This window comes from Paraburkholderia bannensis, from assembly GCF_014200455.1.
In the GTDB taxonomy this organism is placed as follows: Bacteria; Pseudomonadota; Gammaproteobacteria; order Burkholderiales; family Burkholderiaceae; genus Paraburkholderia; species Paraburkholderia bannensis_A.
The window spans coordinates 595,200-618,253 of the sequence record NZ_JACHBW010000001.1; the positions used below are offsets into that span (position 1 = coordinate 595,200).

The following is a 23,054-nucleotide window of genomic DNA, read 5'->3' on the forward strand; positions in this document are numbered from 1 at the left end:
CATAAGTGGGCCATTTATATGGTATTGGCGCTTCGCGCGCGCAGTGTCTTTTCGAATGCGGCGAGCACGGCGTCCCGCGAGAGCATCGATTTCGCGAATTCGCGGCCGGCCTTACCCAACTTCTCGCGCTCAACGGCATCTTCCGAAAGGCGTTCAATCGCAGCAGCGAGCCCAACGGGGTCCTCTGGCGCAACCACGAGCCCACGATGCAAAACGATGTCATGGATTTCGGTGCCGGGATTTGCCATCGCAATAACGGCACGGCCGCTCGAGAACATACCTGTGAGCTTTGAAGGCAGCACCAGATCAGCTGCGTCAGCGCGTTGAGGCAGCACGTGAATATCTGCCAGATTGAGGAGATCATTCAAGCGCTCGACCGGCTGTAAATCAAGAAAACGGCAATTTCGCTCACCACCACAAACAGTGGCAATCGAGGATCTCGCTGGGCCATTCCCACAGAACACAAAGAAGATGTCGTCGCGCGCCGAAAATCGAACGGCCACATTCGCGAGAACCTCAAGGCCCTGCTTTGCGCCCATATTGCCAGAATAGAGCACAACGATCGCACCATCGGGGATATTGAGCTCAGCGCGCATCGGACTTTTCGTCGCCAACGGCTGGATTGCGTCGACATCGGCCCAATTCGGAAAATGCACAATCTTCGAACGGACAACCCCCTTGCGAAGTGCGCGCTCGGCCATCTTGCTCGATATCGTTGAGATCGTATCGAAGCGCCGGAACAAGATGCGCTCAACGGCCAAGGCCGATCGCTTGAGAAAAGAGCCATTCAACATGCCGAGATTAAACGCTGCATCGACTTCGAAATCCTGCACATGAAGCCATGCGTGAGCACGTGAGAGTGCCGCAACCAGCCATGCGGCTGGCGCGTTCATCAAGCTTGGAGCGACGCAGATGACCACGTTCGGCCGCCAAAAAGCCTGCCGCAGCATGATGGGAAAACTTGAAACCGCAAAGCTCGCCAGATGCAGGATACGGCGCACGCCTTTCGGTCGTGATGGGACCCAGAGAGGCGCACGGCAGATCTCGACGCCGTTGCTGTTCGTGTGCTCGTAAAAGCAAGCGGAGAACCCCTGTGCAATACGCCAATGCGGATAGTATGGGGGCGCACAGATTACGCGCACCTCATGACCAACGCTGCTTAGCGCCTCCGACATTTCCGCCGTATATTTGCCGATTCCGGTAAGTTCCGGTGCGTAGTTGATTCCATATATAAGAATCTTCATGTTTTTTGACTTGCAATTACCCCTGAATGGCACATCGATTTGCATTTATTGCGTCCGCTTCCCGAGATCAGCTTCAGCAGAGAAATTGGACACCGCGTTTACGCGCGAACACCCTTCGAGGCACCAACTTTGGACTAGAAAATGCTCAATAAGCCGTTGCGACGCGCTCCGAACGATAGGTTCGCTGATACGCTCGGTTATCAACTGCTTGACGAAGCAGGCCGTGCTCGTTCGCCAATGAGCTTTGCTGGTACGCCTGCGTAGACCTTCCATGCCTCGGTCAGCGAACGCGTCACAACCGATCGCGCTCCGACGACAACTCCTTCCGCAACGAAGACGCCTGGAGCCACATAGGCCTCTGTACAAATCCATGCTCGACGCTCTACGCGGATGGGATTCGCAAACAACTGGAACATCGGATCGTTGTAATCGTGACTGCCTGTACAGAGGTGAGCACCTTGCGAAACTACGCTTCGCTCCCCAAGATAGATCACTGCCATCGAATAAAGTGTCACACCGTTGGCAACACCCGCAAAATCCTCCGCAATGATGTTCCAGGGCGCCCAAATCTCAACTCGCGGGTAAATGTGGACACCTCGACCTATTTTTGCTCCAAAGAGCCGCAGGAGCGCCCTACGCCAGCCGTGAAGCGGAACCGGACTTGTTCTGAAGAGCGTCACATAGCAAACACGCCAAACAAGGCGAGCCAAACGGTTGCATTTTGAAAACGACGGCTCTTTTGCGCCGTCTATACGTTGTCGAATCACTCTCGGATACCTTCGCGCTTTCCGGCGTTAGTCACCACCGCTCACTTCATTGCCCGATCCCTCGTCCCAGCGCCTCACTCACTCCAGATTCATCGAGTCGATTTCATTTGCTTTTAGCGAGATGAGATATTCATAGAAGCATTGGAGGAAAGAATAATTAACCCCCGCAATCCCGTCGAAGAAAGCCCGTCTGACCAGCATCATGTAGATAAATTTGATGAATGGGCGGCACGGAATTCGATAGAACAATATCTTTTGATATCGCCTTCTTTCATTAAAGTCGGAAGTAAATATCGCACGCTTGATCGATGCATTCGCCAGTCTTGCTTCGACCAAATGTGATGCCTCCATCGTGGAATAGACATTGTGTTTCTGCACCCAATGCGAGATCCCCTTCGAAAATGGAAAGTGATCCAGATACCCGGATATAGGAGCGATCTCACCATCGACCGCCATTATTTCATTGACTTCCCGTTCGTACCGGACGCGCGCATGTCGAACAATCCTCACAAATTACGGCGAAATCTGCGCATGCCTCAGCCAGCGATTCATGAAAAAATCACGGCGCTGGATGCGGCCGGCAGCAACAGCGGGAGAAGCCGTTTCTACGAAGCGCATCAGCGCCTGACGCAATTCGACTGTGACTCGCTCATCTGCGTCGAGTATCAATAGCCATTCGTGCCGGTAGGGAAGTTCACGCAAGCCAAAATTTCTCTGTGACGCGAAACCGTCAAAGCGCCGCACGCGTACACTCGCCCCGTTCCTGGTGGCGATTTCAACGGTCTTGTCCTCGCTTTCCGAATCGAGGACCCAGATATCATTACTCCACCCGACGCTAGCGAGACAGCCCTCAATATCGACCTCCTCATTTTTTGTCAGGATTACTACAGAAATATTCACAAATCAACTCCAGCGGATCTTATTCAGGATGATCTCATTCGATCTCGATGCCCTTAAGAATCAAGAGACCGCTTCTTCAAGTACGGCGTCCGGCCGCCCGGCGACGATCCGCAGATAGCTTGATGCAACCCTATCGATATGAAACTTCTCGTTGAAGCATGCCAATGCACTGGCTCGCATCGTTTCCTTAGCTGGCGTCGACGTGCGAATCCAGTCTTGGAGTACCTCGATCACACCATCGAGCGTATCGCTTGAAGCGAAGCCCGCACCGTAATCAACGATTTCGCGCCAGATATTGACCTTATCTGTGATCAGCACGGGCACGCCACACGCCAGCGCCTCGGCGACCGCGATACCGAAGTTTTCCTGATGTGACGGCAGACAAAACACATCTGCCGAGCGGATCAAGAGCCACTTATCTCTTCCTTGAATCATGCCAGGCCAAGTGATGTCCCGCTCGATACCGAGTTGCGTGGCTTCCTCGCGCAGTTGTGCAACGAGCCCACTATCGTCCGGACCAGCGATCACTAACCGATAGTCATTGCGCAATCCCTCGATCGCCGCGAACGCACGGACCAGCAGGTCGCAACCCTTCTTTTCGTGGATACGTCCTAAAAACAGGATGATCTTTCGCCGGTCGCGTGCGTCTGACGGAATCACGATCTTTGCAGTGATTGGCGTGGCCGGCGCAGGTGCGGTACCGTAGACCGTGACAGACTCGCTTGCGCGATACATCGGAAACGACGTCTTCGCGAGAATGCGCTCAGTCTCGCTCGTGAATACAAGCGATTTCGCCCGTTTCACCACGTGCCGCTCAATAGCTAGCCAATACAGCAGCTTCTTCAGGTACTTGACGGGGTACGTCCGGTTAAACCATGGATCGAGCATCCCATGCGAATAGACGAAATACGGGATGTTTTGACGACTCAGCACCAACATGACCGCCGCGCCATGAAATTGCCACAAGCCGTTCACCACCACCGCGTCATATTCGTCCGCGTGCGCCTTGAGCCACTGGATCAGCCTCAGATTGAACCGGTATTTTCCAGCCCCCCTGCCGAGCCGAATCACACGCTGGAATGCCCCGTCGGTTGGCGGGTTCGGCACATCGTCATCCAGGCAGGCGACATCGATGCTGTGACCTTGCAGCTTTAGTTGAGCTGCCAAACGGGTGACGCCTTCAATCGGGCCGCCGTTGGTCGCATCAATAGACGAAATAACGTGAAGAAGCCTCAATTGTTCACCTTGATTCAATATCGTGTATCTGAACTTGCGCAATGTGCGTCATGCCGCCAGCAAGCGCCTGACCGCTTGTTCCATTCCAGTTTCACCAAACATTGCCTCGGCGCACTGCTTCGCCCGATCAATAGCCAGCCGGCTATCCCGGTACACTTCGGCCGCTCGTTTCAATGCCTCGAGAATCGACGACGTATCGCGTCCAACGACATGCAACGCATCCGTGATCTCGCCAAGGCCGATATCCGGCAAAACGGTCGACAACACAAGGCGGCCGGATGCGACATATTCGATCACCTTGAACGGAAACACACCGCCGCCCATCTTGTCTATCGGGCTGTGGAGATTCAGGAGAATGTCGCAAGCGGCGATCCGCGCAAACAACTGCTCCTCCGGTACGACACCATGGAATATCAGCGCGTTTAAGCGTTGCGCCGCGGCTTCGAAGGCGCCTGATAACGTGCCCGACCCGCACACGTGTATCTCGAAAGCGGAATCCGCGAGTTCAGCGAGAGCAAGTACCTTGTCTGCGCCTTTCTCGGCGTTCAGGCTGCCGAAATAGCCGACGATGAACTTTCCGCTCGCAGCATCCGTAAACGGATGCCGCTTCGCACAAGCCCATGTCAGCTTCGTCGACACCACTCCCGGGCATAGCAAGGTCCGGCACTGGCTTCGCTCAACCTCACGCTCCTGCAGCGTTCTATTTACCGCCAGGCACAACTCGGGCTTCGGAAGCACATAGCGCCATGCGGCCCAGTCGAGCATGGATTTCGGGTGCACGCCCCGCCTCGCCAGCACCCAGTCCTCGAACTCCAGAACTACGGCTTTCCCGTAGCGTCGCGCCAACGAGCGCGCAAGAAGCGACTCGAACGCATACGGGTTGTATACCCAGACAAGCGAAAGCACGCCGTGTTCTCCGATTTCCTGCGCCACGCTGTTCACTTCGAGCAGATTGAGAAGTTTTCCAACTGGCCGGAGCGGATAAGTACGCAGCGACAATTCCCGGATTCGTGATCCGGCCAGCGTCCATTCGCGAACGCTGCGACCCTGCCAGCCAGTTTCGTTATGTGCCGTGTTGACGAGCAACACGTCGCGCGAAATCCGTGTCAGTAATTCAAGGAAGAATTCAATCTTCCTGGCGGCACCAAGACTTGCATGCTGAACACGGTCTGGCGGACTATAAGCGGCAACGAATACGATCATCTTTCTCTCCCTGAGTCGCGCAACGCGATCAACGCGACATGACGTTTTCGCCACGCTGATCGAAGTCGATCGAGCTAGCCGTCATCTGTGGCGCGGTGGTTGTTTCGCGAAAGTCCTGCCAGAAAATCGTTCCAAAACCGATGAAGAACGACGTCAACAAAAAATAATGCTCAAGGATATTTCCGCCGCTGAATGTGATTATCAGGATAATCAGCATTGCCCAGTATCGGATTCGTAGTCGTCGGCTTCTCTGCGGCTTGACCTTGCGGAGAAACGCGAACATCCCTGTGACAAACAGTAAAAGCCCGATTACACCGATCTGAAACGTCAACGTGATGAATCCGTTGTCGATCTGCCAGTTGAAACGAAACTGATTCGGATCGATTCCGTTCGCCTGCAGATACCCGATAGCGGTATTTGTCCCGATACCTAGCCCACGGCCGAAAAAGAGCTCACCTAGATCCGCACTCCCAAGATCGGTCAGCGTCGACACTGCGTTGGCAATACGCCCTCCCTTCTCAAGCTGGGTGCCAACAATGTCCCCTCGGCCCGCCGCTGCCATCAGCGAAACATAGCCAACAACCGCGGCACTTAGCGCCAACGGAATCGTCATCACGGTGAGCAGCATCTTCCTGTGCTTCTCGGCGTGGTGCACTATCAATTCCCACCCAAGTACGCCAACCAGCAACGTAATCGACAATACGGCGAACCGAGTGCCCGATAGCAAAGCGGTGACAAACGCTGCCGCAACCAGCCCAATGCGCTGCCACGCAAGTGCGCGGTCTAGCATCACGCTGAAGATCGCGAGAGCCAAACCGAACATCCCTGCAATCCCTGCATTGCTGAAGAGACCCGTCACCCTGCTTTGCACGAGTGCAACACTCGACAGCGCGACACCGAGCGACGCCTGCTTATTGGCTACGTATACGTTCAGAATACCGAATGCAAGCAGCAACAAAATCAGCCGGCGCTGTACTATCGGTGACTCTGGAAAACCCTTTGCCATCAGGAACAGACCGAATGAACAGTGCAACAACATCACCCAGCGGACACCCGCGAGCAGAAACAGCACCGGACTAAGTTCGGCGATGAAGCCAATCAGCCCGAGCGACACGACCGCCATTATCCATAGAAAGTAAAACGAACAGATTGCAGCGATTTCGGCGGAACGCCGTCGCCGAATCATGGCGATTGGCCAAGAGGCACCGAATCCGAACACAAAAAGGTCCTTCAGGTATCGGGTCGGGCCTGCGCCATCCAGTGCGCTCGAATCGAGCGTCCACATCTGCACATTACCTCTAACGATCGAGTCAATTACGACCGGCGCGTATTGCGCCATTCCGACGACGAACAGCAATGCAACGATATATGCGAAATAATTGCTCTTTCGCATCACATTCTCGCTTCCATCGCGTCTTTCACCAGCCCCCGGTATCGCGACCAGTTATAAACGTCCCGCACGAGTTCCTGACCGCGCGCACTCATCGCGGGGAACAGGTGCCGAGATTCGATTGCCTCCAGAATGCCTGCGCCAAGACTCATCGCGTTGTCCTGCACCTCGAACCCGCACACCCCGACGACATCGTCGACGCCAGTGTACGGAGTGACGACCAGCGGCAAACCAAAACTCAGGGCTTCGAGACAGGCGAGCGACAGCGCTTCCGATAGTGCCGGCATCACGAACAGATCGGCCGTTGCATACAACGTTCCAACTTGTGCATGGGGAATGTTGCCGTGGCTGATCTCTATATTGCGTAATGCCCCAAGTCCGCTGTACATCGATGCGAGACTCGGCGCGAACTCACCAAGTACCGAGATATGCAGGGGTTTGCCCCTCAACGCCGCGGTCCATCTGTCGCTCCACTCCTTGATCGCGCAAAGCAACAGGTGACCGCCCTTACGGATGCTATTGGCCCGCGCAACGATCCGGAAAACATCCCGATTGCGTAGAACAACGTTCGCAGCCGTCGACGATGGTGGGAAGAACGCACCATATGGAATCTTGTAAAGTTTTTGGGCCGATACTCCTCTGCTCAACAACGCGCGCTCGTAATAGCTCGACGGCACCGTCACCAATTGCGCTTGTTCCAAGATCGCACGATTCTTGGATTCATCGTGGCGCGGCTCCGGAAGTCCCAAAGCACGATGATGCGCGCCGATTCGCGAGATAGCCTCATCCGTCTGATTCGATATCTGATCGGACCAAATCCGGACGCCTGCGCGCACAGCCGCGTCGACCGTGCGCGGCATGTAATCCTGTAGCGTGACGAGCCATTCGAACCGCCCGGCCGACGCCGACACGTGATGCGCGGCTAGCTGGTCGAATGCGTCCCGAAATGCCGCGGGTCGCCCGCCAAGCGCGAAACGCAACATCGTCGCCGCAAACGGACAGTAGACGTCAGAGGCGCGCAGCGCCGCATGATCGTAGCCAGCTGCCCGGCGGCCGGCGTCCAGCGGAATCCAGGCCAGCAAGCCGGTCAGTCCCTTCCTGTAAAAAGGCGTCAGGAGTTGGATAGGCCGGCCGGATTGCGCAATTGCCGCCGCAAGTTCAAGCGCGTGGTGCTTGTACGGATGCACCACAAGTACCTCTTTTCCCATGCTAATGTTCCAGCTTCGTCGCATTGTTAGCGCCAACCCAGGCTTCAAAAGGCGCGCTGAACAACACGGGATCGTACGCCAGTTCCCGCACCCGCTTTCTTGCGAGTGCCACCGCCGGGTTGCCGACGACAATCGTGTAGGGCGCCACATCTGAGCGCACAACGGCGCCCGCACCAACCACCGCGCCTTCGCCCACATGAACGCCCGGTAGGATCGTGGCATTGGTTGCGATCCACGCGTAATCGTCGATCCTGATTTCACGCGAATACGTCCGCCACTGAGAATCGCCGAGTCCGTGCGATGCAGTCAGGATCCGGACGCCGTCGTTGATGACTACGCGAGAGCCGACGATGATCCCGTCGTGCGCCGCCATCGTTACGTCCTGCGCGACGAAGCTGTGGGAGCCGATGCTGATGCGAGCCGGTGAGCCCTCTATCCTGAATCGATACACGACCGACAGCTCACCGATTTGCATGCCCTTCGCGCGGAGTCGTGCCTGGATAAGCGCCAGATGCACTAGCCTGCACAACATCAGCGTACGTTTGGCCCAGACCACCCACCAACGCCGCGAGCCAATCCGCGGCCGTTCCCGATGAACCCACAGATACTTCATGTCTTTAGAATCCCCCGACCGTCATCCTGCGGAATGCCCGCGTAACGGATGCGAAAATCACCAATTCAGCAATCACAACTGCCATCACTGGTCCGATCATTCCCGCGAACGTGGACAGTGCCCAACCGACACATACAGCGGCAATCGAAATCGCACAGAATTGAACCGACACAGTCGTGTGTCTGTTAGTCGACATCAGCGCTACTAGCTTGACCTGATACAAGGACGTAATGAGCGCGACCAACAGAAAGCTGACTAGAACGAAGGGCTCATAGGGCAACTTGCCTCTGCCCCATATATCGATCAGCGGGCGACTGACCGCGACCAGAAGAACAAGGGCGCCGCCAGCTGCAATCACGACCCCACGTTCGGCCTTCAGTCGCAGTTCCTTCGCTTCACCATGTTGCCCCTTCGCGTACAAACTCGAAAACCGAGGCCATACCGCACGACTGACAGTCGTGATGACTTGTGTAATGGATCTGGACAGCGTTCGGTAGGCGTTGAATGCAACCACTTCTCGGACGCCGATGAAATGCCCGACGACTATTGTCATGCCCTGAATACTCAAAGCGTTACCGAGTGGAAATCCTAGAAACGCCGCTCCGTGCGGTACCAGAGATTTTAGTTCTACGAATGAACTATTCGACCATCCCCAACGTAGGCCACTGCCGATGCGTGTCGATGCCACCAAGATCACAAGCTGAAATGCAGCTCTCGCGCCGCAGGCGCAGGCCGCCACCGCAACAATCCCGCCACCAGCTGCCACGCACGCCACGGAGGCAAGCCACTCGCCAAGACGGCCGAGCGACATTAGAACGACGCCCGCGGCATAGCGGTCTGCCACCCGAAACGCTGCGTCGAACAATCCCGTATATAGGTTCAAGAGCGCTGTAACGACCAAAAGCAACAACGTCCACGACTGGGCATTGCCGTCAGATCGGAGCACGAATACCACTCCAATCAACGTCCCCAGCAAAAGTATTCCCGTTACTCCTGAGCACGCACTCTGCAGTGTGACGTTCGCCTGCTCCACCTGACCTCGCGCGTGAAACATACAGATCTTATTGATCGCAACGGACACGATGCCGATATCCGACACCGCAAAATACGCGGGGACAGCAGAGATGATGATCCAGTCCCCGTAGCGCGCTGCTCCCCAGTAGTGTAGGAAGATCGGCAATGACGCCAGTTGAACAATAACCGTGACGCCTTGATTAAATACGTTCGCGACGATTCCAGACAGCACTGAAGACGATCTCGATGTGATTACGCCAGTCCTGATCCGGTTCTTGATGATCGTCAGCATGTCATTTCCGTTGCGCCGCGTGCATGAAGTCATCGTAAGCGTGGCGCAAGCCGTCTTCGAGAGGAACGAGTGGTACGAAGCCAATCGATTTGAGCTTTGAAACATCCAGCAGCTTACGCGGCGTCCCATCAGGCTTTGACGTATCAAACTCAAGCGTCCCCCGATAGCCGACGACCTGACCGACGAGTTGAGCCAGTTCGCGAATGCTGATCTCTTCGCCACTGCCCAGATTGACGTGCGGAGCTAGCGGGGAGACGATTGCATCGAACGTCTCCCGCGGAAGCAGCATCATCGAGACAGCACCAGCCGCAAGATCGTCTACGTGAAGAAATTCGCGCATCGGCTCTCCTGATCCCCAGATCGCGACCTTCGGAGCACAGCATTCCTTCGCATCATGAAACCGTCGAATCAGACCCGGTATCACATGGCTGTTTTCGGGGTGATAGTTATCGCCTGGACCGTACAAATTGGTCGGCATAACGCTGCGGAAATCTACCCCGTACTGGCGCCGATAGCTCTCGCACATCTTCAATCCAGCAATCTTCGCGATAGCATATGGTTCGTTCGTCGGCTCCAGCTTGCCGTCGAGCAATGCGTCTTCCCTCATGGGCTGAGTGGCGAGCTTAGGATAAATGCACGACGAACCGAAGAACATGAGCTTCTTAACGCCGCTTCGGTACGCCTCATGAATGACATTGCATTCGATGGCGAGATTTTCATAAATGAAATCGGCAGGATAGCTTTCGTTAGCATGAATCCCACCAACTTTAGCTGCCGTCAGATAGACCTCATTGATGGATTCTGACTTGAAGAATTCTGCAACGTCTGATTGATTCGTGAGATCCAGTTCGGCACGCGTCCGCGTAATAACATTGCGATAGCCAAGCGTACTCAAACGGCGCACGATTGCAGACCCAACCATACCGCGATGGCCCGCAACAAAAATTCGGGATTCATTCGTCATGGCATTCACTCGTTGTACTCGAACGCCTTGAATCCAGCGAGATTCACCAGCGAATCGCGCTTGGCGGCCTGATAGTCTGCCAGTACCATTTCCTTCACAAGCGCATCAAACGACGTCGCTGGTTTCCAGCCTAACTTTTCGTGCGCCTTAGTCGGATCACCGAGAAGCGTCTCCACCTCAGCAGGGCGGAAATAGCGTGGGTCGACTCGAACAATGACCGTACCGGGCTCGACCTTCGCGCCGCTACCACTCACGCGTTCGACTATACCAATCTCCTTTTCGCCTACGCCTTCGAAGCGCACGGTTATACCGAGCTCAGCCGCAGCACGCTCCACGAATTCGCGTACGCTGTACTGCACTCCTGTGGCAATGACGAAATCCTCCGGCTGCTCCTGCTGCAGCATCAACCATTGCATTTCCACGTAGTCACGTGCATGCCCCCAATCACGAAGCGCGGATAGATTGCCAAGATAGAGGCAATCCTGCAGACCGGCCGCGATCCTCGCGATTGCACGAGTAATCTTTCGCGTAACAAAGGTTTCGCCACGAACAGGTGACTCGTGATTGAAAAGAATGCCGTTGCACGCGTACATTCCATAGGCTTCGCGGTAGTTCACAGTAATCCAGTAGGCGTAGAGTTTCGCCACTGCGTAGGGACTGCGCGGATAGAACCGCGTTGTCTCTTTTTGCGGTGTTTCCTGAACAAGACCATAGAGTTCGGAAGTCGAAGCCTGGTAAAAGCGCGTCTTTTTTTCGAGTCCGAGAATGCGCATGCCTTCGAGAATCCGCAGCGCACCAATACCATCTGCGTTGGCCGTATATTCCGGCTCCTCAAACGAAACTGCTACGTGGCTTTGTGCCGCAAGGTTGTAGATCTCATCCGGCTGAACACTTTGCATAATGCGCACGAGACTGGTCGAATCAGTAAGATCACCGTGATGCAGAACGAAGCGGCGATCTTCCGCATGGGGGTCCTGATACAAGTGGTCGATGCGATCGGTATTGAACAACGAAGCACGGCGCTTGATGCCGTGAACTTCATAGCCCTTATCCAAAAGCAGTTCAGCTAGATACGATCCATCCTGCCCCGTCACACCGGTTATCAAAGCGATCTTCTGACTCATTACCTGTATCTCTCTAAATAGAACGGAGCACGATATTGCTCCGATCCTGATCAAACTCGTTCAAAACGTGCTGCCCGCTATTATTCGGCACGCGTCTCGTAGCCGTAATACGTAGCCCTGCCCCGCTTGCCTCTAGGCACATCTGTCACAAGCGCGCCCTTGAGAGTTGCCCCTGCATTCCTGAGTCGAGCAGCGGCCTCTACTAGTTCTGGCATAGGGTGATATCCATGGCGAGCAACAAGCAGCGTTGCGCCCGCATGTCGGCCAATCAGTGCAGCGTCAGTAACAGCGAGAATCGGTGGCGCGTCGATAACTACGATGTCGTACCGCGAAGACAGCTCGTCCATTAGCTTCTCGAATTGATTGCTCATCAATAGTTCTGCCGGATTCGGGGCAACAGATCCCTTAGGAAGTATGTCGAGGTTCGGCAGTAGCTCACGGGTGATAGCCTTTTCCAGATCAAATCCGGCAATGACATTCGAAAGTCCTGGGTTTCTTTTAATTCCAAATTGCCGATGAATATCACCACGGCGCATGTCACCATCAATCAGTAAAACTTGACGACCACTTGCAGCCAATACGGCCGCCAAGTTGACAGACGTAAAAGATTTTCCGACTCCAGGACTTGGCCCCGTGATGGCGATGATATTATTCGTCGTCTCAAGAAGACCAAATTGCAGCGATGTGCTCAGACTGCGGATACCCTCGATGGCGACATCGCCCGGCATACTGGCCGCAAGCACGTGTTGGGTATTTTTTGGTGCACGGCGATTTTCTGCTTCGGCACGCTCCTGAGCATCGCTGTGGGGAATCGTCGCGTAGACCGGCAGACCCAAGACGCGCTCGATCTCTTCGCTGTCCTCGACGCCGCCAAAAAATGCATTACGCGCAAAGATAGTCGCTATACCGACAATCAGACCGAGAAGAAGCGAGAGTGAAATGACGGTCGGACGCTTCGGCTTGACTGGCTCAATTTCAGAAACGGCGTAATCGACCACACGGACAGACCCGGTCTGCCCGGCCTTTAGAATTCTCAGCTGCTGCGCGTTATTCAACAGATTTGTATATAACTGCGTATTGACGCGGACATCTCGCAAAAGACGCAGTGCTGATTGCTCGGTGTCGGGCAAAGCGCCGACGCGCCTGCTCAGTTGCGCCTGTTGCGTCTCCAGTGCCGCAATCTGCGAATCGAGAGCAACAAGCGCTGGGTGAGATCCGGTAAAGCGCTGCGCCATCTCAATACGCTGCTGCTGGAGATCGACGAGTTTGGTCTTGCTGTCAACGATCTGTTGCAGCAGCAAGCGGCTCTCTTCGGTCAGATCGACCGTGCCATTCTTGTTTCGGAATTCGTTGTACCGATTCTCGGCTTCATCGAGTTGCTTGCGCAGATCCGGCAACTGCTGTTCGAGAAATGTCAGAGTATGCTCAGCTTGAGCTGATTTTCGATTGACGTTTTGTTCAACATAAGCTGCAGCGACCGCATTGACGATTTCCGTAGTTGTTTGACTATCCGCCCCGTCGAGTGTCACACCGACGATCCCCGACAGCTTTGATTTCTCTGCGATGACCAGTTTCTGCTGCAGAGCGCCGATCGTGTCAAACGTCGATGCACGTCGCAGTACGAATTGCGTCCCGGGACGAGCCACCAGACGATCGACTTGCGCGATGATTGCACGTCCATTTAGCCCGCTACTAGCAATTGTGCCAACGCGGCCGCTGAGCACGATATCACCAGCACTGTTTTTCAGCTGATAGGTTCCATCTTGCGCCGCAACCAGCGTGAAGTTCTCTCCGTAGCTTTCCGTCGGAACATCGAATCGCGAAATTGCAATCTTCTCCCCCCCCACGCGAACTGGCTCAGCCCGAACCATGGCGCAGCGGGAATCGACGCATCAGCTCTGCGCGCAAGCGTTGCGCCAATCAATGGAAAGTAGCGCGGTTTGACGCTAATATCGAGGTGCATCTTCTGCACCACCTGCCCGATCACGAGCCGCGAGCGAATTAACTCAATCTCAGCCGCCGCAGTCTGCTTGGTATCAAACAACGACGCGAGCTGACCGAGCGCGTCATTCGCCGTGCTCGTGCCATCTTCAATCTGAATCATCGCGTCGGCGCGGTATATCGGGGCCGCGATAAATGCGTAAAGGATGCCGATCAGCAGAAATGCGCCGGCAATGACCGCGACAACACGCCAACCGTCGCGAACGACGTTGATGTATTCCGACAGATGTATCTCACCACTGTCAAACAGCTCAACTGTCTTGTTTTGCTTCGATTGCATCATTCCATCACTTTCGTAAGCGGTTGATTGCGGAAACCCAATAGCCCGCTCCGCGATCGATTTGTGCGAGAGAGGTTTCAAATACGTCCCGCCCCTTTCGATAGGGGTCGATCACATCGTTGCCGTCTTGTGCGGAGTAGAGAAACACCCGTCCTTTCGAGAACGGGTAGCGTCTTTCGATTTCCTTCTTTTGCTCCAGCGTCATCGCAAGAATCAGTTGCGATCGCATCGCATGTTCGATATTCAGATCTGCTGCAATGTGCAGACTGATATCGATCCCTCTTTCCGCCATCAATTCAATCGCGACTGGATCAGCGCCCTTTCCTGCAAGCGCACCACATCCTGCCGAGATGACGGAAATATTGGAAAGATTGTCTGAGAGAACACCTTTAGCCATAGGACTCCTACAGATATTTCCCTCACACACGACTAAAATCTGCTCAATCAACCTGCACCTCCCGCCAGGACAATTCCTGAATTTCTACTGCCCCGCTTACGATCGATCTTGCGACCTTCGTCAATCTCTGCCGTATGTATCGGCAAACCGCACAATATCGTCTTCGCCAAGATATGAGCCCGACTGCACCTCTATCATTTCGAGCGGCATGCGGCCTGGGTTCTCCAAGCGATGCGTCACTCCAAGCGGTATATAAGTCGACTCGTTTTCGCTTAGCAAAAACTGCTCGTCTCCACGTGTCACGCGTGCGGTCCCGCTCACCACAATCCAGTGTTCGGCACGATGATAGTGAACCTGGAGCGAGAGGCATCCACCGGACTGAACGACAATGCGTTTGACCTGAAATCGCTCTCCCTTATCAATTGAGTCGTAGTAGCCCCATGGCCGACGGACCTTTCGGTGTACGTCCGCCTCGGGCGCACGCAGATCGCGAATACGTCCAACCAGCTGCTTCACTTCCTGGACGCGCGATTTATTGGCAACAAGGACCGCATCTGGCGTTTCAACCACGACAAGGTCGTCCACGCCAACGCAGGCGATCAAACGTCCCTCGGAATACGCAATGCTCGATGTCGTGCCCTCAAGCACGACGCGTCCACGCACGACGTTGTCGTTTTGGTCCTTGTCGAGTGCGTCCCAGACCGAATCCCACGCACCTAGATCGGACCAGCCTGCATCGAGCCGCACAACCACGCCTCGTGCAATGTCGGCGACAGTACCGAGCCGCTCCATCACCGCATAGTCGATCGATACGGCAGGGGACTGAGCAAATGCTTCGGCGCCAGGTTCAAAGTAAGCGCCCGCGTTCGATCCCTGCGAGTACGCCGTCGTACAGGCATCGTAGATTTCCGGTTGTACTCGCCGGAGCGTGTCAAGCCAGACTTGCGCGCGCATGACGAAGATTCCACTGTTCCACCAGTACTCGCCGGACTTCACATACTGCGCGGCCAATTCCATTGGCGGCTTTTCCATAAAGCCCAGCACCTGATGTGCGCCATCCTGAACGCCGCTGCCTAAGCGGATATAGCCAAACCCGGTTTCAGGGCGCATTGGCGGTATGCCAAGTGTCACGATTTGGCCCGCTTGCGCATGTTTCACGGCGGCACCAATAGCTCGCTGAAACGCGCCTAGGTTGGCGATCGCATGATCTGCCGGCATGCCGACGATAATCGCGTCACCATCCAGTGCAGAAGCATCCAGAGCCGCTAGCGTGAATGCCGGTGCAGTATCGCGGCGAGCAGGCTCGACAAGGATGCGGGACTTCACGCCCAGCGCTCCAAGCTGCTCGCTTATCGCGAATTTGTGCTCTTCGCCACAAACGACGATGGGCGCGGCGCAAATACCCGATTCGCAATGAAAGCCAGTTAGTCGATTCACTGTGCTCTGTAACAAGGAGTGCTCCCCAAGCACTTCGATCAACTGTTTGGGAAACTGCTCGCGTGATAGCGGCCACAGGCGCGAGCCAGCGCCGCCCGCCAGAATGACGGGGATAATGGCAGTCCGGGAAACGGCACCTTTGCTGCTGCCATGGTTCATTTGGAGCGCGCGGTTATCGGCGCTCTCGATCAGCTTGTCTTCGTGTTCCATAAAGCTCACGGCTAGCGTTTCCTTTCAGATACGGACAATATGGCGAAAGAACTCATTACTTCGCCAGAATGCCCGCCGTCATGCCCGCATTGATCGCCGGCAGCAGCAAGCTCAGCACTCGGCTAAACCGGACAAGACCGTTCCCGTCCACATAGACGACATCTTTGGGCTGCAGGTCAAACTCCTTCGCGACCAGCATAGCCACCGGCGAACGGCCATCGAGATGGAACACCTGAGGCGTGCTGTTTAGCGCACCACGAATCACGAACATCTGGGCGGCGTCCGCTGTTGACGCGTTGACACTACCCGCCTGCGATAGCGCGTCGGCAAGCGTAATGCGGCCATTGCGTTGCGGAATGGCCGAGACTGGCTTGTTGACTTCTCCCATGACATAAACATCGTTCTGATCGCGAGCGCTCACACGCAGCATGTCGCCAGCCTTCAAATAAAGACGCGACGGTGCCAGACCGCTCGCCAGCATTTGCGTCATATCGATGCGATAAGTCTCACCGCCGCGTATCAGTACGAGGTCGCTCTGGTCGGCAGTATCGGCAAAGCCGCCCGCACGCGAAATCGCCTCATAAAGCGACATCGGAACGTCGTTCAGCGACACACTTCCGGGCGTGCGAACTTCGCCGTCCACATAGACTTCATGCGCACGATACGACGCCATGCGCACCGTGATCTGAGGCTTGACAAAGTATTTCCCGAGCGTAGACGCCAGGCGTTTTTGCACCTCCTCCGGGCGCAAGCCGACGACGTGAATTGATCCCGCATAAGGAAATGTGATGTCGCCCGCCTGGTCGACCACGAAGCCCGAAGGTGGGTCAGCCGGGCGTGATTGCGATTGCGTGGGAGCGGCACCCGATGCAGCCGCAAGTTCAGGATGGTCCCAAACGACAATCTGCAGCACGTCGCCGACGCCGATCGCGTAGGGCGAAGGCACGCTACTTAGCATCTTTGCCTGCTGATTCTGCCTGGCGAGTCGTTCTTCTCGGAGCTGTTTGACGACGCCGATATCGAGTTCGGTGACCGGCACCTCCGGCGTCGACTGGGTAGCATCGGTTTTTCGTGTCGTATTCGGAGCCTCTGCATCCGTTGGATTGTCAGCTGCAGTTGTGCCGTCTGCCTGCGCGGAGGTCGAGTCTTTTGCGCTGCCCGATACACTCGTGGCCGTAGTCGACATGCGCATGCCGGGCGCAACCATACATGCCGCGAGCGTCATGCAAAGCGCACTTGCGATGCACACGCAAGAAAGGCGCGCCGCGCATCGCCCCCACCTTTTCGAGCCCTCACGGCGCCGCGTTTCAGTTAGTCTCACTGCCACTTCCGATCTCCAACCTTCAATATGCATTGCGATGAACCAGCCCGTTGAATATCGTGGCTACGACGATGCGCATGTCGAACCAGAACGACCAGTTACTGAGGTAATACAGATCGTGCGCGACCCGGCCCTGCATCTTCTCGATATGATCGGTCTCACCACGAAACCCATTCACTTGGGCCCAGCCGGTAATGCCCGGCTTTATCCGATAGCGATGGATATAGCCATCAACAATGTCCTGATAAATCACGTCATGCTCGATGGCGTGCGGTCGCGGCCCGACAACAGACATATCCCCACGCAGGACGTTGAAAAACTGCGGGAGCTCGTCCAGACTGGTACGCCGTAAGAATGCGCCGACGCGAGTCACGCGAGGATCATTGCGCGTGGCCTGTTTCACCAGCCCAGTGCGTTCCGCATGCGCGCGCATACTGCGAAATTTGTAAATGCTGAAAACCTTGCCGTTCGCGCCCTTGCGCCGCTGCTTGAAAAATACAGGACCTGCCGAAGAACACTTGACCGCACCCGCGATGGCAATCAGGACTGGCGCCAGTACCAGCAATGCGAATAGCGCGAATACACGGTCAAAAATTTCCTTGCCGATGAGCGAATAGGATGCAATCGGCGAGGCGATCAGATTGATTGCCGATGTGCCTTCGATATTCGCCATACCCGCACCGAAGACCGAAAGACCGCTTACATCCGGAATGAACCGAGTGTTGATCAGGTCGTTGCGAAACAGTTCGACGAAGGGAACAATCGTCTTTCCTTCCGATAGCGGAACGGCCAACCAAAGCTCATCGATACGCGAATGACGGACGTAAGCGGCAAACGCATCACGATCGCTAAAAGTTGGCAAGCCAAGCGGTATGGCGTGAGGTTGATCTGCCGCATCAAAGACCGCAGTTACACGATACACGGAGTCTGAAGTCGTTCCGAGCTTGCGTATTAATTCGCGGCAATGTGCGGCCGTTCCCACGACGGCGACTGCACGCACGCGGATATCGTGACGCGCGAGACTCAGGCAGATAGCGTGAGCAGCAAGCCGGCTAAACACGATTCCAGCCGCAGAAAATGCTGCCCACTCGCGAAGCCATTCACCGGAAGGCCGGTACGTGCGATGCAGCGCGAAGACCAGCAGACAGGAAGCAGTAAGAGCGAACAACCACCCGAAAACGGGTGCACAAACGCAACGCCAAAATAGATGCGTGCGCGTAACGCGATACATTCCCCACGACGGGAAAAGCATAAGTACCATCAGCATCGCGAATGCAACCAGCGCACTGTTGTAGCCCATGCCATCCGTAACACCTGGTGCGCGAGCCGTTATAAGAGCCCCCCCTGCGATCGCCACTGAATCGGACAGGCGCGCGAGCATGCCGCCATTCCGAATCGGGACCGAAGCATTAACATGTGTGGTCGAATGCATAGATTCTTCTTCACCGGGGATAAGTTTCGTGCGGGCTCCGCCGGACCGGCATGCTCTGCCCTTCCAGTAACCGGCTCGCGCAACGCCGCTCGTCAATCGATTCGCAAGGACGAGCTAGTTTCTACCTATGGAGCGAACCTGCAGTCTGGGCGATACGCCTGCGAGGCGATATAGGAGCAGTCCGAAATCTATGAACGCCTATGTCGCACGTGCTCACCCTCTTATCCTGTAAATTGCCGCAATGTCCAACAATCAAGGGACGTCGAATAGCCATCAATCTAAAATTATGCATTCCAAATCATTTGTAAAAAATGATTCAAAGCGTAAATAAGCGGATTGCTTCTGGAGTGGCACATGCGCGTGCTCAAGCAGCGCAATATAACGAGTTCGATATCGCCATCGAATCGTCAATTAAATTTAAAATACGAATTATTAAATTTGTATAAATCGCGCTTTAATTATCATTCTATTCGCGGGCGATTTGCGGTACTTCGTTGACTTCCGATAATTTCCCGGGCGACATCAGAAAATTCCAATATCGCCTTGGAAGAATCGCTTACTTCTTCTGAATAAACTCGATCTTGTACCCATCCGGGTCGGTCACAAATGCGATCACCGTCGTGCCGTGCTTCATCGGGCCGGCTTCGCGCACCACCGTGCCGCCCTGCTCCTTGATCTTCGCGCAGGCGGCATAGGCGTCTTCCACTTCCACGGCCAGATGGCCGAAGCCCGTGCCGAGGTCGTACGACGGCGTATCCCAGTTATGCGTGAGTTCGATCACCGCGCCGTCGCGCTCATCGGTGTAGCCCACAAACGCCAGCGTGAACTTGCCATCGGGATAGTCTTCGCGGCGCAGCAGTTTCATGCCGAGCAGTTCGGTATAGAACTTGATCGAGCGGTCCAGGTCGCCGACCCGGATCATCGTGTGCAAAAGGCGCATGGGGGACTCCAGTGTTTTGCCATCGTCAAAACCGCGACTCTACCAAAATCTTTCCCGCCCTGCCGAAGCCGACCGGCGCCCGGTCTGGGCCTCGCCCGGCAAACCTGCACGATTTGCTCTAGGATGATCGCCATCCTGAAATGGCCGTGTGCGCCGCGACGCAACAAGGAACGCCGTGCGGCCGGTTTCGCGAACGACGACAGAAAACATAGGAGTGGACATGCGGATTCTGGTAGTGGGTGCAGGCGCGACGGGCGGCTACTTCGGCGGGCGACTCGCTGCCGCCGGGCGCGATGTGACGTTTCTGGTACGCGAGGCACGCGCAGCGCAGTTACGCGCGAACGGTCTCGTGATCCGCAGTCCCGCCGGCGGCGATCTGACGCTGCGCGATCCGCAGACGCTCACGCGCGAGACGCTCGCCGCATCCGGCGCACAGCCCTACGATCTCGTGCTGCTGAGCTGCAAGGCGTACGACCTCGACGACGCGATCGAGTCCTTCGCCGCCGCCGTGGGTCCTGAAACGGTGATCCTGCCCTTGCTCAACGGCATGCGCCATCTGGATATCCTGCAGGCACGCTTCGGCACCCAGGCGGTGCTCGGCGGCGTCTGCCTGATCGCCTCGACGCTCAATGAGAAGCGCGAGATCGTCCATCTGAACGACGCCCATGCGATCACCTTCGGCGAGCTCGGCGGCGGCATCTCGGCGCGCGTGGAAGCCATCAGCGCGGCGTTCAGCAACGCGGGTTTCAACCTGAAGGCGAGCGAGCGCATCCTGCAGGAGATGTGGGAGAAGTGGGTGTTTCTGGCGTCGCTTGCGGGCAGCACCTGCCTGTTTCGCGCGCCGGTGGGCGTCATCGTCGCCACGCCCGATGGTGCAGCGACGGTCGAGCGCCTTTTCTCGGAATGCCGCGCGGTGGCCGCTGAGCACGGCCATGCGGTGCGCGACAGTTTTCTCGAACGCTCGCGCTCGATGCTGTTCGCGACCGGTTCGACGCTGACTGCCTCCATGCTGCGCGACGTACAGAACGGTTCGCGCATCGAGGCGGACCACATCCTCGGCGATCTGATCCGCCGCGGCGGCGCGGCGCAACGCGCGTCGGGCGAGCTGTCGGTGCTGCGCATCGTCTACAGCCAACTCAAGGCTTACGAGGCGCAGCGCGCTTAAACCTTGCCTGAGGCAAAGCGGCGCTTTATTCCGGCGCCGCTTGTTCCAGCGCTTGCGCCACGCGCACGTACTCTTCCACCGGCACGTCTTCCGCGCGGCGCTGCAGATCGAAGCCCAGCGCGTCGAAATCCACGCGCTCGCGGTAATCAGCGAGCGTATTGCGCAGCATCTTGCGACGCTGCGAGAACGCCGCCGTCACCATCTCGCCCAGAATCGCGGCATCCACCTTGGGCAGTTCATGCGGCGCAAACGGAATCATGCGCACGATCGCCGAATCCACCTTCGGCGGCGGCTGGAACGACTCGGGCGGCACGTCCAGCACCTTGTCCATCACGTAGCGGTACTGGAGCATCACCGTCAGACGGCTGAATGCCTTGGTGCCCGGCTCCGCGATCATGCGCTCGACCACTTCGTTTTGCAGCATGAAATGCTGGTCGATCACGCGCTCCGCGAAGGAAGCGAGGTGGAACAGCAGCGGGCTGGAAATGTTGTACGGCAGGTTGCCGACGATGCGCAGCGACGGCTTGTCGCCCGGAGCCGCCAGCGAACCGAAATCGAACGCGAGCGCGTCGCCTGCATGCAGTTCGAGCAGCGGCCCGAACTTCTTCGTGAGTCGCCCGATCAGATCGCGGTCCAGTTCCACCGCATGCAGCGGCGCTTCTGGCGTCGACAGGCGCCCGATCAGCGGCTCGGTGAGCGCGCCCAGACCCGGGCCGATCTCGACCATGCGTTCGCCGCGTTGCGGGCGAATGATGTCGACAATCGAGTCGATAATATGCGTATCGACGAGAAAGTTCTGGCCAAAGCGCTTGCGCGCGAAGTGGCCCTGGTGCTGCTTGCTGCTTGCTTTGCTGCTATTGGACATCTTGATCTTCTATTGAATGGCGCGACGGTGGCGCGCCATCGAAACTGCGGTGTCGATGGCGGCGATCAGGCTGCCCGCGTCCGCACGGCCCGTACCGGCGAGGTCGAGCGCGGTGCCATGATCGACCGAGGTGCGCACGATCGGCAGGCCCAAGGTCACGTTGATGCCTTCGCCGAACGTCGCGTATTTCAGGACCGGCAGGCCCTGGTCGTGGAACATCGCCAGCACGCAGTCGGCCTCGTTGAGATAACGCGGCTGGAACAGCGTGTCGGCGGGATACGGGCCGCGCGCATCGATGCCTTCTGCCGCGGCTTTGGCGAGCGCCGGCGAGATGGTGTCGATTTCCTCGCGGCCCAGATAACCGTTTTCGCCCGCGTGCGGGTTCAGGCCGGTCACCAGGATGCGCGGCGTGGGCACGCCGAAGTGCTGACGCAGATCGCGATTGACGATGCGCAACGTCTCCAGCAGGCCGTCGACGGTGATGGCGGCGCAGACGTCCTTGAGCGGCAGATGCGTGGTCGCCAGCGCGACGCGCAAGGGCCGGGCACCCGTGCCCGCCAGCATCATCACCACGCGCGGCGTGTGGGTGCGCTCGGCGAGATATTCGGTGTGGCCGGTAAAGGGCACGCCAGCGTCGTTGATCGTGCTCTTTTGCAGCGGCGCGGTGACGATGGCGTCGAATTCCTGAGCCACGGCGCCGTCGATCGCACGGTCGAGCAGTGCGAGCACGTAAGGACCGTTGGCGGCGTCGAGCTTACCGGCCCTGGCGGGCGCGGCAAGCGCCAGATGTTCGATGCTCACCTTCTGGGGCGTCTGCAAGGCGGTCAGATCGACGCCCACTGCGCCAGCGCGCGCCTCAAGCAACGCGCGGTCGCCGAGTACGACGAATTCGGCATCCGGCCAGTGCGCCGAAGCACCTGCCAGCGCCGCCAGCGTCAGCTCGGGGCCGACACCGGCCGGCTCGCCAGTGGTGATGGCAATGCGGATCGGCCGCGGTCCCCGCGGCGCTGAAGACGAAGATGCGGGGACATTCACGGCGCGGTTCCTTTCA

The 23,054-nt window shown here is 56.8% G+C and carries 20 protein-coding genes; 1 reads left to right on the plus strand and 19 read right to left on the minus strand.

The features are described from left to right. Positions 1-14: 14 nt before the first annotated feature. The 17 genes from F4827_RS02770 to gloA all read right to left on the minus strand — a co-directional run bounded on the left by F4827_RS02770 (position 15) and on the right by gloA (position 19,973). Complete coding sequence (locus tag F4827_RS02770; RefSeq protein ID WP_260174720.1) at positions 15-1,289, minus strand: glycosyltransferase WbuB; 1,275 nt, start codon at positions 1,287-1,289, stop codon at positions 15-17. 1,235 nt (positions 1,290-2,524) lie between these two features. After that, the gene (locus F4827_RS34900; protein WP_221303549.1) at positions 2,525-2,911 is read right to left on the minus strand and encodes a glycosyltransferase family 2 protein; all 387 of its coding nucleotides are present in this window, start codon (positions 2,909-2,911) and stop codon (positions 2,525-2,527) included. A gap of 60 nt (positions 2,912-2,971) precedes the next feature. After that, entirely contained in the window at positions 2,972-4,165 is a 1,194-nt protein-coding gene (locus tag F4827_RS02780) for a glycosyltransferase (RefSeq protein WP_260174718.1), read from the minus strand. Positions 4,166-4,195: 30 nt separating this feature from the next. Beyond that, complete coding sequence (locus F4827_RS02785) at positions 4,196-5,350, minus strand: glycosyltransferase (protein WP_183719907.1); 1,155 nt, start codon at positions 5,348-5,350, stop codon at positions 4,196-4,198. Between the two features lie 28 nt (positions 5,351-5,378). Next, positions 5,379-6,743, minus strand: a complete 1,365-nt coding sequence (locus tag F4827_RS02790) for a hypothetical protein (protein WP_183719904.1) — start codon at positions 6,741-6,743, stop codon at positions 5,379-5,381. After that, complete coding sequence (locus F4827_RS02795) at positions 6,743-7,948, minus strand: glycosyltransferase family 4 protein (protein WP_183719901.1); 1,206 nt, start codon at positions 7,946-7,948, stop codon at positions 6,743-6,745. The genes F4827_RS02790 and F4827_RS02795 overlap by 1 nt, the downstream gene beginning before the upstream one ends. Before the next feature lies 1 nt (position 7,949). Next, positions 7,950-8,561: an acyltransferase gene (locus F4827_RS35775; RefSeq protein WP_184123770.1), complete on the minus strand. Its 612-nt coding sequence runs from the start codon at positions 8,559-8,561 to the stop codon at positions 7,950-7,952. A 4-nt stretch (positions 8,562-8,565) separates the two neighbouring features. Continuing rightward, a complete protein-coding gene (locus tag F4827_RS02805) occupies positions 8,566-9,867 on the minus strand; it encodes a lipopolysaccharide biosynthesis protein (protein WP_183719898.1) in 1,302 nt (433 codons plus the stop codon). Between the two features lies 1 nt (position 9,868). Further along, positions 9,869-10,831, minus strand: a complete 963-nt coding sequence (locus F4827_RS02810) for a GDP-L-fucose synthase (RefSeq protein WP_183719895.1) — start codon at positions 10,829-10,831, stop codon at positions 9,869-9,871. Positions 10,832-10,836: 5 nt separating this feature from the next. Further along, positions 10,837-11,955, minus strand: coding sequence for a GDP-mannose 4,6-dehydratase (gmd, locus tag F4827_RS02815; RefSeq protein WP_183719892.1), 1,119 nt, complete (start codon positions 11,953-11,955; stop codon positions 10,837-10,839). An 80-nt stretch (positions 11,956-12,035) separates the two neighbouring features. Further along, positions 12,036-13,802: a polysaccharide biosynthesis tyrosine autokinase gene (locus F4827_RS35085; protein WP_311671866.1), complete on the minus strand. Its 1,767-nt coding sequence runs from the start codon at positions 13,800-13,802 to the stop codon at positions 12,036-12,038. Beyond that, positions 13,700-14,239 (minus strand): Wzz/FepE/Etk N-terminal domain-containing protein, encoded by a 540-nt coding sequence (locus tag F4827_RS35090; protein ID WP_260174713.1) that lies wholly within the window; start codon positions 14,237-14,239, stop codon positions 13,700-13,702. Before F4827_RS35090 ends, F4827_RS35085 begins: the two co-directional genes overlap by 103 nt. Before the next feature lie 4 nt (positions 14,240-14,243). Continuing rightward, positions 14,244-14,663 (minus strand): low molecular weight protein-tyrosine-phosphatase, encoded by a 420-nt coding sequence (locus F4827_RS02825; RefSeq protein ID WP_311672135.1) that lies wholly within the window; start codon positions 14,661-14,663, stop codon positions 14,244-14,246. A gap of 90 nt (positions 14,664-14,753) precedes the next feature. Continuing rightward, positions 14,754-16,280 (minus strand): mannose-1-phosphate guanylyltransferase/mannose-6-phosphate isomerase, encoded by a 1,527-nt coding sequence (locus F4827_RS02830; RefSeq protein ID WP_409258756.1) that lies wholly within the window; start codon positions 16,278-16,280, stop codon positions 14,754-14,756. 55 nt (positions 16,281-16,335) lie between these two features. Further along, positions 16,336-17,472: a polysaccharide biosynthesis/export family protein gene (locus F4827_RS02835; RefSeq protein ID WP_260174711.1), complete on the minus strand. Its 1,137-nt coding sequence runs from the start codon at positions 17,470-17,472 to the stop codon at positions 16,336-16,338. A 151-nt stretch (positions 17,473-17,623) separates the two neighbouring features. Further along, positions 17,624-18,982 (minus strand): undecaprenyl-phosphate glucose phosphotransferase, encoded by a 1,359-nt coding sequence (locus tag F4827_RS02840; protein ID WP_260174710.1) that lies wholly within the window; start codon positions 18,980-18,982, stop codon positions 17,624-17,626. Between the two features lie 607 nt (positions 18,983-19,589). Beyond that, positions 19,590-19,973, minus strand: coding sequence for a lactoylglutathione lyase (gloA, locus tag F4827_RS02845; protein ID WP_167064931.1), 384 nt, complete (start codon positions 19,971-19,973; stop codon positions 19,590-19,592). A gap of 220 nt (positions 19,974-20,193) precedes the next feature. Between gloA and panE the strand changes: the two genes are divergently transcribed. Beyond that, a complete protein-coding gene (gene panE, locus F4827_RS02850; RefSeq protein ID WP_183719880.1) occupies positions 20,194-21,138 on the plus strand; it encodes a 2-dehydropantoate 2-reductase in 945 nt (314 codons plus the stop codon). Between the two features lie 25 nt (positions 21,139-21,163). On the opposite strand, the gene rsmA is transcribed toward panE, so the two are convergent. Continuing rightward, on the minus strand, positions 21,164-22,003 hold the full coding sequence (gene rsmA / locus F4827_RS02855; RefSeq protein ID WP_183719877.1) for a 16S rRNA (adenine(1518)-N(6)/adenine(1519)-N(6))-dimethyltransferase RsmA: 840 nt from the start codon (positions 22,001-22,003) through the stop codon (positions 21,164-21,166). Positions 22,004-22,012: 9 nt separating this feature from the next. Further along, complete coding sequence (gene pdxA, locus F4827_RS02860) at positions 22,013-23,038, minus strand: 4-hydroxythreonine-4-phosphate dehydrogenase PdxA (protein ID WP_183719873.1); 1,026 nt, start codon at positions 23,036-23,038, stop codon at positions 22,013-22,015. Positions 23,039-23,054 lie beyond the last annotated feature (16 nt).